Below are 14,197 nucleotides of genomic sequence, written 5' to 3'. Positions count from 1 at the left end.
TGCGTAATTGTATTGGTGAAGAGCAACAATTGCCGTGCACTTGCCCTTCGACTTGGCTAAAACTTATGGGCGGTGATCGCTCAGAGCGTTAAATAACCTTGTAAGCGTAGCAGCAACCACACCTTGCGGTGTGGCTGCTGATCAGTAAGGCAGGAGCTGTTGCAATTGCTCGTGGGTATTGGCTTTTGGCAGCTCAGTGAGCAAGCGGTATAAGTAATTATACGGTTCCAGACCATTAATTTTGGCCGTTTCGACTAGGCTATACATTGCAGCACTGGCTTCTGCGCCCGTTTCAGTATTGGCAAACAACCACGCCTTGCGTCCAATCACGAACGGTTTGACGGCGCGCTCAGCACGGTTGTTGTCGATATTAAGTCTACCATCGTCCAGATAGCGGATGAGCTTGGGCCACTGATTCAGGCTATACGTGATAGCGACTCCCAGTAAGCTTTCTTTCGTGACACTCTCGCTTGATTTATCCAGCCAGCTTTTAAATTGTTCTAGCAGTGGTTTAGCTAGTGCTTGTCTGGCGTCATACTTCTTGTCAGGCGGTACGGTTTTTAATTTACTCTCCAGTGCATAGAGTTTCTGGATGTGGTTAAGGGCCACATCCGCTTTACCCGTTTTGCCTTTGCCCTGCGCTTTTTGGGCTTCAACGAACTTGCGTCTGGCATGCGCCCAGCAACCGACTAAGGTTGCGTCGGTTTTCTCATATCCGGCATAACCATCGACCTGCAGATAACCGTTAAAGCCGGATAAGAAGTCACAGGGATGTTTACTGCTGCGACTATCCTGATAATCAAACAGCACCAGCTTAGGGCCGGTACTTTTTTCTAAGCCACAGCCATATACCCACATGTAACAGGTGCTTTTCTCAACATCCAGCACATTAACCGTGGTTTCATCTGCCCACAGCACCGGCTGTTTCAGAAGCTCGGTTTTCATTAAGGCCAATAGCGGTTGCAGTTTTTCTGCACAAGTTATCAGCCAACGACTCATCGTTTGACGACTAAGCTCAATGCCCGCCTGATTAAACAACTGCTCTTGTCGGTACAGCGGTAAGCCATAGTGCATTTTGCTGCTGATGATTTGCGCCAGTAAACTTGGCGTGGCCATACTCTTAGGGATAACCGCAGGCGGTACATCGGCAATCTTAATGTCGACCTTAGTGCCATTGGTTTCACACTGCCGGCAGCTGTATTTCAACCGGACATTTCTCAGCACACGGATTTGCGCGGGCACGAACTCAATTTGCTCACTAACCTCTTCACCCATTTGATGCAGGGCATGGCCGCAGCAGGCACAGGTTTTATCGTCAATGTCATGGATAACGTCAACGCGGGGCAATTCAGGGGTAATACGCGGTCGGCGTGGCTTGGCGGCTTTCTCAGCGCTCTCGGTCGTCTGAGTATCTGGCTCTGTCGCTACGGACTCGTCTTCAATAAGCTGTTCGGCCTCATTTAAGACTTCGCCTTCACCTTCGTAGGTCTCGCTGCTGGGGCTAAATTTCTGGTACTTCTTCAGGTTATAGCGCTCCAGCAATTGCTGCAGCTTATCCGACAGCTGCTGGTTAACCCGCTCTAGTTTAGCGATGCGTTTGTCTTTTTGCGCCAGTTTGCGCTCAAGCTTTTGCTCATGCTTGGCAAGTAGCGCGGACTGCTCAAGCAGCATTTTCTTAAGCAGTTCAACGTCATCAGGTAGGGTGTCTGGTATCTTTTTCATGGCCGTTATTGTAACGGCCAATTTGGCTAAGTGCTTGGTAAGATTTAGATTGTTTTGGATGCGATCTACAGGATTTATAGCCGATCGGCATATCAACCCACACTCTGGTAATGCAGCGGCTGGTGCGCGGTGATTTTTTGAATATCGACACCTTGCAACAGCCAATGCCATTGCTGCTCGCTAATCGACAACACTTTACCTGGCATCTGCCTTGGCCAGCGAAACGTGTCTTTTTCAAGTCGCTTGTACCACAGACAAAACCCAGTGCTATCCCAGTACAGCACTTTTAACCGAGTACGCTGCCGATTGCAGAACACAAACAACGCGCCGCTAAATGGCGAGAGCTGCATCTCTTGCTCGACCAGCAACGATAAGCCATTAATGGATTTGCGAAAGTCGACCGGCTGTTTATGCAAATAGACCTTAAGCACATCGAGGAACATTTTCATGGTCAAAGTGCCCTGAGCAAGGCGGCTAACCAGAGTGCATCCGTCCCTGCTGGAAGTTGCAATTCCATATCACGCTTGCGTAGCAGGATATGCCGTGCCAGTGGCGAGCTTTGTGGTGTTAATTCAATGAAACCGGTGTCGTCATTCTGATGAGCCAACAACTGGCGTTTACGCAGATTGAAGTAGGTCGGAATAATCCCTTGTCGTTTAGCAAATGCCGTTTGAGTGAGGCCACTTTGGGCTTGCTCGGCGAATAACGCTAGCCATTGTTCTTTAGTGCGTTTCATGATGATTACCCTGATAATTTAAAGTGGCAGACAGGGTAATGTTGATCAGTTAGGATAGGAATGTGTGGTTGGCGTTACGCTTACATAACCTTAAATCGAAATACACCAAAGGCTGAAGTGCTTTTAAATCCCATTACGTTGCAAGCCGATCAAGTTTGCGCGACCAAGGTTTTAAGACGAGGGGTGTTTGAGTAAGGTGCGGTAGCGCCGAGCGAGTTACCTCGTCGCCTTGGGCGGATAAAATTGAACGGGCTTTCGCCGCAACGTGGGTCGCATTTTCTTTGGATACTTTCTTTTGGCGATGCAAAAGAAAGTATCTCACCACAAGGTGAAACCTTGGCTAAACACTTACCACTGTTGTATAAATGATGCAGATAACCAAACCGCAACAAACAAGTAATAAAAATAGTTAACGCATAGTCGCATGTCAAAATTTGTTTAGCGCTACGATGAAAAAAGTCACTTAAAAATACTGCCCTGCTACCCAGCCACTGCGCCAGCACCATTGAAAATAGTGGCCTCTAGGCAACCGGTCACATCCACGGTTCAATGTCACTGACCCCGTTGATTCAAGAACAGGTAATGATATATTGGAAAACATGAAAGCGGATGAAAGTTCAGTTGTACGTATAGTGAATGTCTGAGAATATTGTATTGGTTATTTAGAAAAGGATTTCACATGAAAAAGTTGCTGGTATTGTTGCTGGTGTTGGCTGGTATCTACCATTTTCAAGGTAGTGATATCAGTAAAGGCTTTGATGACGGTTTTAACAATGCTGTAGCAGAACAAAACGCCTACCCGCAATCGCATCAGTCTGCACAGGAGCGGGAGCTACAAAAAACATTACAACGGATCCGTAGTAATGGCCCGTTTCCATATGATCGCGATGGCATTACCTTTCAAAACAGAGAGCGGCTGTTGCCTTCTAAACCAAGCGGTTACTATCGGGAATATACGGTTGATACCCCAGGCCTTTCACACCGTGGTCCGCGGCGAGTTGTCACAGGTGGCAATCCACCGATAGTATATTATTACACCGAAGATCATTATCGTTCTTTTCGAACTATTTCTGGTGCTCAATGATGGAGCAAGCTTATAACCGTGGTGTTTCACTGCAGCATGCTACTGCCCCGACTAATGCTATTTGTCTTGCTCAAGACGACATCCTTAACCAACAAACCATCTTAGCCAACTTGCAGCGCTATTTTCAGTTTCCTGATTACTTCGGCGAAAATTTTGACGCTGCTTATGATCTGTTGCTGGATGTTGTTGATACCCTTACTACACCCACCGTTTGGTGTTTTTGCACCGGCAGCCAGCCAACCATTGATAGCGATGCGCTGGCTATCTGGCAGCAATTAATGCAAGACTTAATGCACTATGCTGGCAGCAAAGGGGTAAAGTTGCAGATAGAGTTATTTATTGAGCCTTAAAGAACGTTACGAGTCAGATCCAATAGTTATCCTTGTCGCATTGAATTGCGGTAACAACCGGCATTTTGGCCATTCTGGAGACTCTGCACAGTCGGCGCGCGCCAGTTCAATACAGTGCTCTGGGGTATTGGTATAAATCATCACTTTGTCGTAAGCTTCGGGGTCAAATACCGAGAGTATGTAATTTTACGCCACTGCGTAACCTCAGCCACGGCGGCAAGGTGAAATTGTAAGACGGCAGTCATTAACGTTTTCGCCGTTGGCGAGATACTTTCTTTTGCGTCGCCAAAAGAAAGTATCCAAAGAAAATGCGACCCCACTTCCGCTCGAAAGCCCAACTGCTCATGCGTTGTCCAAGGCGAAAACGTAACTCGCGCGGCGCTAGCGTCGCCGCACTCAAACACCCGTTTTCTTAAAACCTTGGACAACGATGATCAGTCGGCTCGCTCTAAGGGGGAATAAAAGCCAAAGCAGTATGCGCTTAGCTGCATATTACGTTTTTTACCCCAAAGCTTTGATCATCATTTCAGCAACTCAGATTAAGGAGAAGTCTCGGGGTCAGATACCGAGAGTATGCTTAAAACCTTGGCCACCGATGTTCAGTCGGCTCGCTCTAAGGGGACTAAAAGCCAGAGCAGTATTCGCTAAGCTGAATAATCCGTTTTTTACCCCAAATCGTTTTCATGTTTGAAGTCAAAGACTAAGCATTTAAGGCTGATGTGCTTTTCAGTCCCATTACGTTGCAAGCCGAGCAAGTTTGCACGACCAAGGTTTTAAGACGAGGGGTGTTTGAGTGAGGCGCGGTAGCGCCGAGCGAGTTACCTCGTCGCCTTGGGCGGGCAAAATTGAACGGGCTTTCGCCGCAACGTGGGTCGCCTTTTCTTTGCGAGACTTTCTTTTGGCGATGCAAAAGAAAGTCTCTCACCGCAAGGTGAAACCTTGGCTAAACACTTACCACTGTGGTTTATATGATGCAGATTTTGCTATCACTGCTATGCTTTTAATCCCATTACGTTGCAAGCCGAGCAAGTTTGCACGACCAAGGTTTTAAGACGAGGGGTGTTTGAGTGAGGGGCGGTAGCGCCGAGCGAGTTACCTCGTCGCCTTGGGCGGGCAAAATTGAACGGGCTTTCGCCGCAACGTGGGTCGCCTTTTCTTTGCGAGACTTTCTTTTGGCGGTGCAAAAGAAAGTCTCTCACCGCAAGGTGAAACCTTGGCTAAACACTTACCACTGTGGTTTATATGATACAGATTTTGCTATCACTGCTATGCTTTTAATCCCATTACGTTGCAAGCCGAGCAAGTTTGCACGACCCAGGTTTTAAAACGAGGGGTGTTTGAGTGAGGCGCGGTAGCGCCGAGCGAGTTACCTCGTCGCCTTGGGCGGGCAAAATTGAACGGGCTTTCGCCGCAACGTGGGTCGCCTTTTTCTTTGCGAGACTTTCTTTTGGCGATGTAAAAGAAAGTCTCTCACCGCAAGGTGAAACCTTGGCTAGAAACTCAACGCAAAGTGAAGCTTTGACTCAGCACGCTGACAAAAAGAGCCACCTAACAATACTGCCCTGCCACCCAACCACTGCTCCACGCCCATTGAAAATTATAGCCCCCTAGCCAACCGGTAACATCGACCACTTCGCCGATAAAATACAAACCAGGTTGCTTTTTCGCTTCCATGGTTTTAGAGGATAACTCGTTGGTGTCAACGCCACCAAGAGTGACTTCGGCGGTGCGATACCCTTCGGTGCCATTGGGTTTAAACACATATTGCGTTAATAACTCATCGAGGCGGGCAATGCTTTTGGCGTTCAGGGCTTTTAATGGCTGGTTTTGAAACAACTGTAATTCCAGCAACTTATCCACTAAGCGCTTGGGAATTAAGCGCGCTAAGCTGGTTTTTAACTCTTGCGCCGGATGCTGTTGCTGCTGCTCAGTTAAAAATGCCGTGACATCTTGGCCGGCAGCTAAATTAACACGAAGCTCGTCACCGGGTTGCCAGTAGTTAGAGATTTGCAAAATAGCCGGGCCGCTTAAGCCGCGGTGAGTAAACAACATATCTTCCGGAAACTGGGTGTCATTCGCCTCAGCCGTAACCGGAAGCGCCACACCGCTAATTTCTTCAAACACCGCTTTATCGCTGGGTTGCCACGTTAACGGCACTAAGCCCGCACGCACCGGCAACACCTTTAAACCAAACTGCTCTGCTAGCTGAAAACCAAAGGCGGTAGCGCCTAAGTTCGGCAAACTTAAACCGCCACTGGCGATCACTAAACTGTGGCACTGCCGCACGCCTTGCGCTGTAGTGAGTTGATACTGGCCATCCACAAAACTGACCTGTTGAATATCTTGTTGTAAGCCGATTTGCACGCCTGCTTTGTCGCACTCTTGCTGCAGCATCTCGACGATGTCTTTGGCGCTGTTGTCACAAAACAACTGGCCTAGGGTTTTCTCATGGTAAGCAATACCATATTGCTGCACCAGCGCGATAAAATCCCACTGGGTATAACGGCTGAGCGCCGATTTACAAAAGTGCGGATTTTGCGAGAGAAAGTTGGCGGGGCTGGCATACATATTGGTGAAATTACATCGGCCGCCACCCGACATAATAATTTTGCGACCGATGCGCTTACCATTATCCAGCACGAGGGTTTTACGGCCGCGCTTTGCGGCTTCGATGGCACAAAATAACCCGGCGGCACCGGCGCCAATAACGATAACATCCCACTGCTGCATCTTATGCCTGACCTTTGCTGTTTAATTGTTGCTGATAACCCTGCATCACATCATCCCATGCGGCAGCCTGCCAATGAAATACCGGCAATTTAGCTAATTCTTTATTCAATGAGCGCAATAACCGGGCTAAGTTTTGCTCCGTCCACGGTCCTTTTGAGCGGCGCTGACATTTATCAAAATCAATTAACCACACCGTGCCGCTGCCATCTAACATGATATTGCGACAGTTCAGATCCGAGTGATACACACCCAGCTGATGCATACGAGCAATCGCCTTACCCACCGCTTGCCATTCGGCCTGCGTCAGTAGCCTTTGCTGTAAAATGGCCGCCAAGTCTTTGCTATCGGGGATCAGTTCAATAAGTAAATCAGCCCGGTATATTAAGCCGCTACGCTGATAACGCGCGGCCACCGGTTTGGGTACCGCCAGCCCTTGCTCGCGCATCCAGGCTAATAGCTGATATTCTTGCATGGCGCGGCTATTGCCCACTGATTGCAGCCAAAATTGATCATGCAATAGCTTACCGACTAAGCCACCACGATAATAATGGCGCAACACCAGCTTATGCTGTTGATGCTTAACAAAGTACGCAATATTACGACCACTGGAACTGCCAATCACCGCGTCTTGTTGCTGCCACCACTGGCTATCAAATTGTGCGGCGCTAAGTGTTGAAAAAAACTCGGGATCAAACCAGAAGGTTTCATGCCCTTGCTGGTGAACATGATGCGGCATGCTTGCTCCTATCAGCTGTGCAATGGCTTGCAGCGTGCGTGAAGTTGCACCTTGCTGCTGCAAGAAAAATACCTGTGCCCGCTTGCCCTGTGCTTGGCGTAACGCCCTGTCTGCAAGCAATCTTTGGCTATCCGCTAACAAGGCCGCAGCGTCTGGCACCATACTGACTGCAGCGCGTTGTAGTAGCTGGCGGTAAGCTTCTTTAAAATTAAACACATGTGGCCCGCTTTGCACCGCTTTAGCAAAGCTGATGGCCTCTAACGGGTTGTGACCGCCGCGCGGAATGAGGCTGCCGCCGATAAACACTAAATCAGCTAATTGATACCAACTTAGCAACTCGCCCATCGAATCGCCCAGCGCTACCTCTACCGTTGCCTCGGGCAAACGGTCACTGCTGCGCCGCCACACGCTTAAACCGGCGGCGGTGACTAAGTCGGCAACCTTATCAAAACGTTCAGGATGCCGAGGCACTAACATCAACAGTAAATTTGGAAATTGCTGTTTTAACACCGGATAAAGCGCCAGCAACTGCTCATCTTCACCCGCATGCGTGCTACCGGCCACCCACACTAAGCGCTGCGACAAGACCGGCTCAAAGCGCTTAACTAACCCCTGCTGCGTACTGGGTAATGCCAACTCGAACTTTAAATTACCGGCCACCTGCATCGTATTGCGGTAGCCTAAGGCTCGAAAACGTGCGGCGGTCGCGCGGTTTTGGCACAACAGCAGGCTAATATCGGCTAACAGACTTTGGCTAATTTTATGAAAACGGCGATAGCCTTTAGCCGACTTAGCCGATAATCGGGCATTCACCACCACCACGGGGATGTTCGCATAACGACAACCCGCTAACAGATTTGGCCATAGTTCCGTTTCAACAATCACCACTAAGCGCGGTTGCAAGTATCGTAAAAAACGCCCCACTGCGCCAACATAATCAAAGGGTAAGTAACAATGCTGCACACTATCACCAAACCGCTCAACAATAGTGGCGCTGCCGGTTGGCGTGGTGCAGGTTACCGTAATGGGTTGTGTGGGATAACGTTGCTGCAACTGGCGGATCAGTGGGGTGGCGGCAATCACTTCGCCAACCGACACCGCATGCACCACAATACCGTGAGGTTTTAGCTTTAAGGCAGCCAGTTGCCAGCTAAACCGCTCAGTTAACCGCTGCCGATAAGCAGGATCTTTGCGCGAACGCCAAAGCAAATAAAGTAATAGCGGCAACAGCAGCAAATACAGGAGTAGCGAGTAGATCAGCCTAAACAAATCAACAACCCTTTTATAAAGCCATTCATGGCGGAAAAGTCACTGCCAACGGTGTGTCGTCAGCCTTACGTGGCCTGACCCTAACGCCGTTAACGGCAACCTTAGCAACGGCTTTTGCCAAAACGGTAAATAGTATACCATGCGGTTATCTAGTCCGCTGCGCTTGCGCGCCACCCTTGTTGATGAGCCGTTATGAAAATTGTCCATATTATTCTCACCCACAGTTTTGCAGGTAGCGAGCGTTATGCGGTCGAGCTGGCCAACTTACAGGCCGAACAAGACCATGACGTCACCCTGATTTTGCATCAACGCGGCGCTGAGCAGCGGGCTAATGCTATTGCCCATCGGGTTTCGCCTAAGGTTAACCTTAAATTGGTTAGTGGCATGAAATTCCTCGCGATCTTTCGCGCGAAACGCCTGCTGAAACAGTTAAAACCCGATGTGGCACACGCGCACCTTAGTGCTGCCTGTCGGGTATTACAAGGTGTTCCCGGTTTGTGTCTACGCGTAGCCACTTTACACATTCATTATAAAAAACAACAGCATGCTAAGCTTGATGCCTTAATCGCTATCGCCCCTTGGCAAATGGCGGCCATTCCTCTGCCGCTGCGTGAGCGCACGGTGCAACTCGATAACTGGTCAGCAGCCAAAAGCGTGCCGATGGATGCGCGGGAACGCTTGCGCCAAGAGCATGCGATTGGCCCTGATGATGTCGTGATTGGTACTTTGGGTCGAGTAGAGCAAAGCAAAGGCCAAGAGACTTTATTACAAGCCTTTAGCCTCGCGAATATCCCTAATAGCCGCTTAGTGATTGTGGGTGAGGGCAAACATTGGCAGCAAATTCGAGATAAAGCACCAAGTACTGTGATTATGCCAGGCTTTAGTAGCGAACCTCAGCAATGGCTCGCTTGCTTTGATCTGTTTGTCAGCACCGCCCGCAGTGAACCTTTTGGTTTAGTCTTTTTAGAAGCGATGCATGCTGGTTTACCCATTGTTGCCACCGCCTCAGAAGGCGCAAAATATTTACAACCGCTGTTTGCTACCGAATTAGTGCCGATGGATGATGCTGAAACCTTGGCACAGCGCATCAAAGAGCAGCTTACACAGTTACAACGCCGTCAATATCCGATGCAGCGGTTTGAACCAGCAGCTAAAGCCGCTGAAGTGTTAGCTTTTTATCAGCAACAATTGGCCATACAAAATACAGCGAAAAGCCAGGTTTGAGTCTGTGGAAAATCAATAAACCGCAATGGCGTTGCCGCACACCAGGTTACCAAGCTAGTTTGATAACCGCGTACTGCCACGGGTATTCGGCCATTTTCGGGCACGCAACAACGCCTTAGGGCCGTAAGTTTTCAGGTTATGCCATAAATTGGCAACAATAAACTCCAGCCGTCGCCAGTAAAACACTGACCGCTTGACCTGGTCATTTTGCTTACCGGCTATGGTGCTATCAAAACCCAGATCCGGTTTGAAGATCAGCGGCCACAAGCCCATCGCCTGAAAGCCTAATTGCCAACTATATTGCATGGCAACATCTACCGGCCGCCCAAAAGGCACTTCTCGCTCTAACAACAATTTAGCACCAGCCAAGCTCACCGCTTGTGCCACAGCCGAGATCGGATTCTTCTGAAAATGCACCAACTGAAAAGGCGTACCGGGGGAACTGGCTATGATTTTTTGTTGTTTATTTGGCATGGCCAGTTTTAATAAATGCCAGGGGGTGGGCACGGCCGCGATAGCCGACAATAAGGCGGGTAAATCGCCATCTACCAGAAAGTCATCTTCAAGGATCAAGGCAAAATCGAGCTGCTGAGCCACAATTTGCTGCCAGCAACGAATATGGCTAATAAAAGCGCCCTTTTCACCGGCTTTTAGTGTTTTATGATGTAAGCGTTGGTTGGCGCTGGCAGAGTAATATTGCGCAATGTCGGCTGCGGACATCACACGGCCATCGGCCGCGTCAATGCGTTCTACAGGCAGATCAGGCCATTGCGCGAGCTGCGCTAAAGCTTGCTGGTAGCGCTCGGGTGAGCGCGCCAGATTGATAATGAAAATTTTATAGCGCATTAGCGAAACTTACTGCCACATATCCTTAACCCACTGCACCGGCAGCACGCGCCGATACCACTTGCCGCTGATACCTGCGACGGCATCCGGCGGATTAGGTTTACCATGGAAAGCAACAATTTTCGCCCCTTTCGGGATCACGGCTGGCTTAAACCAGTTCATAATGCCTTTTGGCAAACAGTGCCGTTTAAAGCTTACGCACCAGCCTTCAGGCCAGTATTGTAATTTTTTTTGTGCGGCTAAGTTTTGCGTAACGAATTCTTGTTCGTTGCGTACTTTGGCTAATTCGCGCTCTTTATGATTTTTCAGTAAATCAATTAAGTCGCTGTGAGCACCAATTTCATAACGGTATACCGAGGTATTACCGGTGGCATCGGTTTTATCCCACTCTTTAATCACGAAGAATTCGCCTTTCGGCTCGAAGAAGCAATCGATGTTGTCGACAATGACCACATCTAAATCGATAAATAACGTCGGCCCGGTTAAGTCATATAACGGATCAGCAAAGCTGGTGACTTTTAACCAACCATGGCCAAAACTCCATGGGTGACGTTCATCAAAATCTTTAAAACCCACAGCCGGAATATCTTTTACTTCAATATGGCTGTCGATACCAACGGCGTCGTCGGTTAAGCAAATAAAGCGAAACGGCAAGGTCAGATTACGACTCACCATCGAATGCAGCTTATTGACGTAATCAGGGCCATACTTTTTGCCCCACTTAATACACAGTACATTTACTGTTGTCATAAATTCCTCAGATCCACTCTGTCTACATACGCAGTTAGCAAGCTACTATGCTTACGGAATAAGGTCAAATACCTCACTACGCTCTCATACTACCTATGATAACCGTTAAGCGACCTTGCTGCGCTGCTTTTTCTAAACGGTACTGGCATAAAGGTGATGGATTGACGAGAAATCGCGCAGGTGTAACTGACTCGCCCTACTCAACCGCAGTTTTAACCGCTTCAAAAGCAAAACGCGCAGCTCAATGGCTACGCGTTTTACGCTGAGACTTATAGTGCAGCGAGCACCGTTTCGGCTTTACTGACTTCAAAGCTCTTTGGTGGTTCAACATTAAGCAGGCTTACTACGCCGTCATCGACGATCATTGCGTAACGCTCTGAACGAACACCGCCAAAATCACCGGTCTCCATGGTTAAACCTATCGCTTTATGGAAACTAGCACCGCCATCGGCTAAAAAGGTAATTTCTTCTGCATTTTGGCTGTCAGCCCAGGCTTTCATCACAAATGCATCGTTTACGGCAATACAAACAATAGTATCAACGCCCTTCGCTTTAATTTGATCCGCCAACGCAATATAACCAGGCAAATGTGCTGCTGAACAGGTTGGCGTAAAGGCGCCAGGTACGGCGAACAACACCACTTTTTTACCAGCGAACACATCGCTGGTGGTTGGGCTTTGCATACCTTCTGCCGTTAATTGAGCAAAAGTCACTTCGGGTAATTTATCGCCTACTTTAATCATTGTTATATCCTTAGGTTATGGCTTGTTTAATATAAACATCAAAACGGTTATTTTTACCTTTTACCACCAGTTGCGGCTCGCGCTGAGCCAGCACTTGCGCATAGCCCGGGCGCTTTACCACAACACGGTACTTCGCCAAGGCCAACGCCGGTTCTAACAGGGCATCCGCATCGGTATCACTGCCTATCACATCATGAAAGGCCCGCATTTCTTTTTTAACTAACGCAGATTTTTCACGCGGTGGAAACATCGGATCAAGATAGACGACATCGGCCGTGGGCAAGCAGGTTAACGCTTGTAGCGCTGGAGCAAAATGTAGCTGCATTCTACTGGCCAACTCGGCCGTGCTGGCATGCGCAGCCGCGCGCTGCAGGCCATCGTATAATAGTGCAGCAACCAGCGGGTTGCGCTCAACTAAGGTAACATGTGCGCCGACATTCGCCAGCACTAAGGCATCACGCCCCAGGCCGGCAGTGGCATCAATAATCTGCAAATCGCGCTTTTTATGCAGGCCACAAGCTTTGGCGATGCCTTCGCTTTTGGCGCCACCATGTTGACGGCGATAAGTCGCGGCTGCACTGGCAAAATCGACCACGATATCACCCTGTTTCGGCATGTCGGTGTGTCGAAGCACTAGCTGCTGCTCAACCCAACGTAGATGCCAACCCGTCGCGCTATCGCTTAAGGTTAAACCAAAACGTTGCGTTAACTCGACCGACAACTCAGCGGGCAAGTCAGCAATAAGTAACACCGCACTCATTGCTGCATACCGGCATAATTATCACCGACACTGTAAGACACGATTTGACTGATTTCTTGCAAACTCAGGCCGCTTTGTTGCTGCCAGTCGTTAAATTGTTGCTGGATCTGCTGTTGGCTGCGTTTACTGCTAATGCCCCCATCAAATACCCCATAAGCTTTTAAATAGGCTTCAACATCTTGGGTTAATAAAAAGGTGTCTTTACCCAAGGTACGCAAAGCGTAAGGCCCGGTATTGCCACCTAAGCGTGCGCCGTGTTTTTTTAAATAATTCCACAGCCCAATAATGTCAGCGCTTGGCCAATCAGCCACAAAGCGCGCAAAGCTGCCGTGTTGCTGCTGCACGTGATAAATCATCAATGCATTATCACGGATAGTAAAAACCTTATTTAAGTTGCGAATAATCCGCGGATCTTGCGCTCTTTTTTCCAGCATTTCGTCACTTAGCAACAACATTTTTTCGATATCAAAGTCGAAAAACAGCTCACAAAATGCGGGCCATTTTTGCCGCACTACGCGCCAAACAAAACCGGATTGAAAGACTTTTTTACTAAACTCGGCTAAAAACACACTGTCGGGCAATTGTGCGATAGCCTTGTTCGACAAGGGTTTACCCACTAACGCCGCCAAGGCTGCTGCGCCGCCCTTACGCTCTTTTGCGCGTTGCAGAATGTCACTAAATTTTTCTACCTGACGCACTCAGCATCCCCTTTACCGCAGCGAAGCGTTAATCTTTGCTGCTTACTGCGTAAGTTCTTTTACCAACTCACATTGGCCATTATTTAATTGTACTTGGGGTTTCATCACCACCGAGCAGTCAGACATCATGCCCTTGCGCATATTTTCAGCTTCGACCGCTTGATTATAGGCACTAATTTTTTTCAGCAAGACGCTTTCATCATGCCCCTTGGTCGAAACAGAGATATACTCCGATGGCCCTCCACAAGATTTATGCCCCAACCCTATTACTAAGCATTGCTGCACGTTATCAGCGCTTTTATCTCGTGTCAGTTGTAACACCTCAGCGCGTAATTGCCCAACATCGGCCAGCGCCATACTTTGTTGCTGTTGATGCGCACGCATGGCTTTCACGGGTTCGGTTTGTGGATCAATTTGTTCCACTAAGGGCGCGGGTGCAACCCGTTCAGCACTGTTACCAACCGGTTGCTGACACGCTAACAGCGGTAAACAACCTAATAGCAAGACGAGTTTTTTGGCATGCAACATAATGTTTTCCTTTTTCAGTAA

14 protein-coding genes are annotated in these 14,197 nt (G+C 48.7%); 3 read left to right on the top strand and 11 right to left on the bottom strand.

The features are described 5' to 3' along the window. Positions 1-141 precede the first annotated feature (141 nt). The 3 genes from tnpC to tnpA form a co-directional block, all read right to left on the bottom strand. On the bottom strand, positions 142-1,722 hold the full coding sequence (gene tnpC / locus ACUJFL_RS02840) for an IS66 family transposase (RefSeq protein WP_445428233.1): 1,581 nt from the start codon (positions 1,720-1,722) through the stop codon (positions 142-144). Positions 1,723-1,814: 92 nt separating this feature from the next. Then, positions 1,815-2,171 carry an IS66 family insertion sequence element accessory protein TnpB gene (tnpB, locus tag ACUJFL_RS02835; RefSeq protein WP_445425237.1) on the bottom strand — a complete coding sequence of 119 codons (357 nt, stop codon included), beginning with the start codon at positions 2,169-2,171 and terminating at the stop codon, positions 1,815-1,817. A 2-nt stretch (positions 2,172-2,173) separates the two neighbouring features. Then, entirely contained in the window at positions 2,174-2,458 is a 285-nt protein-coding gene (gene tnpA / locus ACUJFL_RS02830) for an IS66 family insertion sequence element accessory protein TnpA (RefSeq protein ID WP_445427373.1), read from the bottom strand. A 679-nt stretch (positions 2,459-3,137) separates the two neighbouring features. On the opposite strand from tnpA, the gene ACUJFL_RS02825 reads away from it, so the two are divergent. Next, entirely contained in the window at positions 3,138-3,542 is a 405-nt protein-coding gene (locus tag ACUJFL_RS02825; protein ID WP_445428440.1) for a ribonuclease domain-containing protein, read from the top strand. Beyond that, on the top strand, positions 3,539-3,892 hold the full coding sequence (locus ACUJFL_RS02820; RefSeq protein ID WP_445428439.1) for a barstar family protein: 354 nt from the start codon (positions 3,539-3,541) through the stop codon (positions 3,890-3,892). The genes ACUJFL_RS02825 and ACUJFL_RS02820 overlap by 4 nt, the downstream gene beginning before the upstream one ends. Before the next feature lie 1,548 nt (positions 3,893-5,440). Here ACUJFL_RS02820 and ACUJFL_RS02815 read toward each other — a convergent pair. Together ACUJFL_RS02815 and waaA are read right to left on the bottom strand one after the other, a co-directional pair. Then, positions 5,441-6,622: a BaiN/RdsA family NAD(P)/FAD-dependent oxidoreductase gene (locus ACUJFL_RS02815; RefSeq protein WP_229584729.1), complete on the bottom strand. Its 1,182-nt coding sequence runs from the start codon at positions 6,620-6,622 to the stop codon at positions 5,441-5,443. A gap of 1 nt (position 6,623) precedes the next feature. Beyond that, positions 6,624-8,627 carry a lipid IV(A) 3-deoxy-D-manno-octulosonic acid transferase gene (waaA, locus tag ACUJFL_RS02810; RefSeq protein ID WP_445428438.1) on the bottom strand — a complete coding sequence of 668 codons (2,004 nt, stop codon included), beginning with the start codon at positions 8,625-8,627 and terminating at the stop codon, positions 6,624-6,626. A gap of 192 nt (positions 8,628-8,819) precedes the next feature. Here waaA and ACUJFL_RS02805 point away from each other — a divergent pair, with 192 nt between their 5' ends. Beyond that, a complete protein-coding gene (locus ACUJFL_RS02805) occupies positions 8,820-9,851 on the top strand; it encodes a glycosyltransferase (protein ID WP_445428437.1) in 1,032 nt (343 codons plus the stop codon). Between the two features lie 54 nt (positions 9,852-9,905). Here the strand turns inward: ACUJFL_RS02805 and ACUJFL_RS02800 are convergent, their stop codons facing one another. The 6 genes from ACUJFL_RS02800 to ACUJFL_RS02775 all read right to left on the bottom strand — a co-directional run bounded on the left by ACUJFL_RS02800 (position 9,906) and on the right by ACUJFL_RS02775 (position 14,176). Then, positions 9,906-10,697 (bottom strand): glycosyltransferase family 25 protein, encoded by a 792-nt coding sequence (locus ACUJFL_RS02800; protein ID WP_306177286.1) that lies wholly within the window; start codon positions 10,695-10,697, stop codon positions 9,906-9,908. 9 nt (positions 10,698-10,706) lie between these two features. Then, on the bottom strand, positions 10,707-11,447 hold the full coding sequence (locus ACUJFL_RS02795; protein WP_306177287.1) for a glycosyltransferase: 741 nt from the start codon (positions 11,445-11,447) through the stop codon (positions 10,707-10,709). A gap of 269 nt (positions 11,448-11,716) precedes the next feature. Beyond that, positions 11,717-12,190, bottom strand: coding sequence for a peroxiredoxin (locus ACUJFL_RS02790; RefSeq protein WP_226750392.1), 474 nt, complete (start codon positions 12,188-12,190; stop codon positions 11,717-11,719). A 10-nt stretch (positions 12,191-12,200) separates the two neighbouring features. Beyond that, entirely contained in the window at positions 12,201-12,950 is a 750-nt protein-coding gene (locus ACUJFL_RS02785) for a class I SAM-dependent methyltransferase (RefSeq protein ID WP_445428436.1), read from the bottom strand. Then, positions 12,947-13,648, bottom strand: a complete 702-nt coding sequence (locus tag ACUJFL_RS02780; protein ID WP_445428435.1) for a DNA-3-methyladenine glycosylase I — start codon at positions 13,646-13,648, stop codon at positions 12,947-12,949. Before ACUJFL_RS02780 ends, ACUJFL_RS02785 begins: the two co-directional genes overlap by 4 nt. A 42-nt stretch (positions 13,649-13,690) precedes the next feature. Then, complete coding sequence (locus tag ACUJFL_RS02775; protein ID WP_445428434.1) at positions 13,691-14,176, bottom strand: hypothetical protein; 486 nt, start codon at positions 14,174-14,176, stop codon at positions 13,691-13,693. Between the last annotated feature and the right edge of the window lie 21 nt (positions 14,177-14,197).

It is taken from the genome of Alishewanella sp. HL-SH05 (genome assembly GCF_052655985.1).
The sequence above is the reverse complement of the archived record's forward strand: the minus strand, read 5'-3'. Positions and strand labels throughout refer to the sequence as shown.

Excerpts from the sequence above, each read along its gene's own strand:
- ACUJFL_RS02775 (WP_445428434.1), bottom strand. The coding sequence starts at position 14,176 with ATGTTGCATGCCAAAAAACTCGTCTTGCTATTAGGTTGTTTACCGCTG.
- ACUJFL_RS02805 (WP_445428437.1), top strand. The coding sequence starts at position 8,820 with ATGAAAATTGTCCATATTATTCTCACCCACAGTTTTGCAGGTAGCGAG.
- tnpA (WP_445427373.1), bottom strand. The coding sequence starts at position 2,458 with ATGAAACGCACTAAAGAACAATGGCTAGCGTTATTCGCCGAGCAAGCC.
- ACUJFL_RS02790 (WP_226750392.1), bottom strand. The coding sequence starts at position 12,190 with ATGATTAAAGTAGGCGATAAATTACCCGAAGTGACTTTTGCTCAATTA.
- ACUJFL_RS02820 (WP_445428439.1), top strand. The coding sequence starts at position 3,539 with ATGATGGAGCAAGCTTATAACCGTGGTGTTTCACTGCAGCATGCTACT.
- ACUJFL_RS02785 (WP_445428436.1), bottom strand. The coding sequence starts at position 12,950 with ATGAGTGCGGTGTTACTTATTGCTGACTTGCCCGCTGAGTTGTCGGTC.
- tnpB (WP_445425237.1), bottom strand. The coding sequence starts at position 2,171 with ATGAAAATGTTCCTCGATGTGCTTAAGGTCTATTTGCATAAACAGCCG.
- ACUJFL_RS02795 (WP_306177287.1), bottom strand. The coding sequence starts at position 11,447 with ATGACAACAGTAAATGTACTGTGTATTAAGTGGGGCAAAAAGTATGGC.
- ACUJFL_RS02800 (WP_306177286.1), bottom strand. The coding sequence starts at position 10,697 with ATGCGCTATAAAATTTTCATTATCAATCTGGCGCGCTCACCCGAGCGC.
- tnpC (WP_445428233.1), bottom strand. The coding sequence starts at position 1,722 with ATGAAAAAGATACCAGACACCCTACCTGATGACGTTGAACTGCTTAAG.
- ACUJFL_RS02815 (WP_229584729.1), bottom strand. The coding sequence starts at position 6,622 with ATGCAGCAGTGGGATGTTATCGTTATTGGCGCCGGTGCCGCCGGGTTA.
- ACUJFL_RS02825 (WP_445428440.1), top strand. The coding sequence starts at position 3,138 with ATGAAAAAGTTGCTGGTATTGTTGCTGGTGTTGGCTGGTATCTACCAT.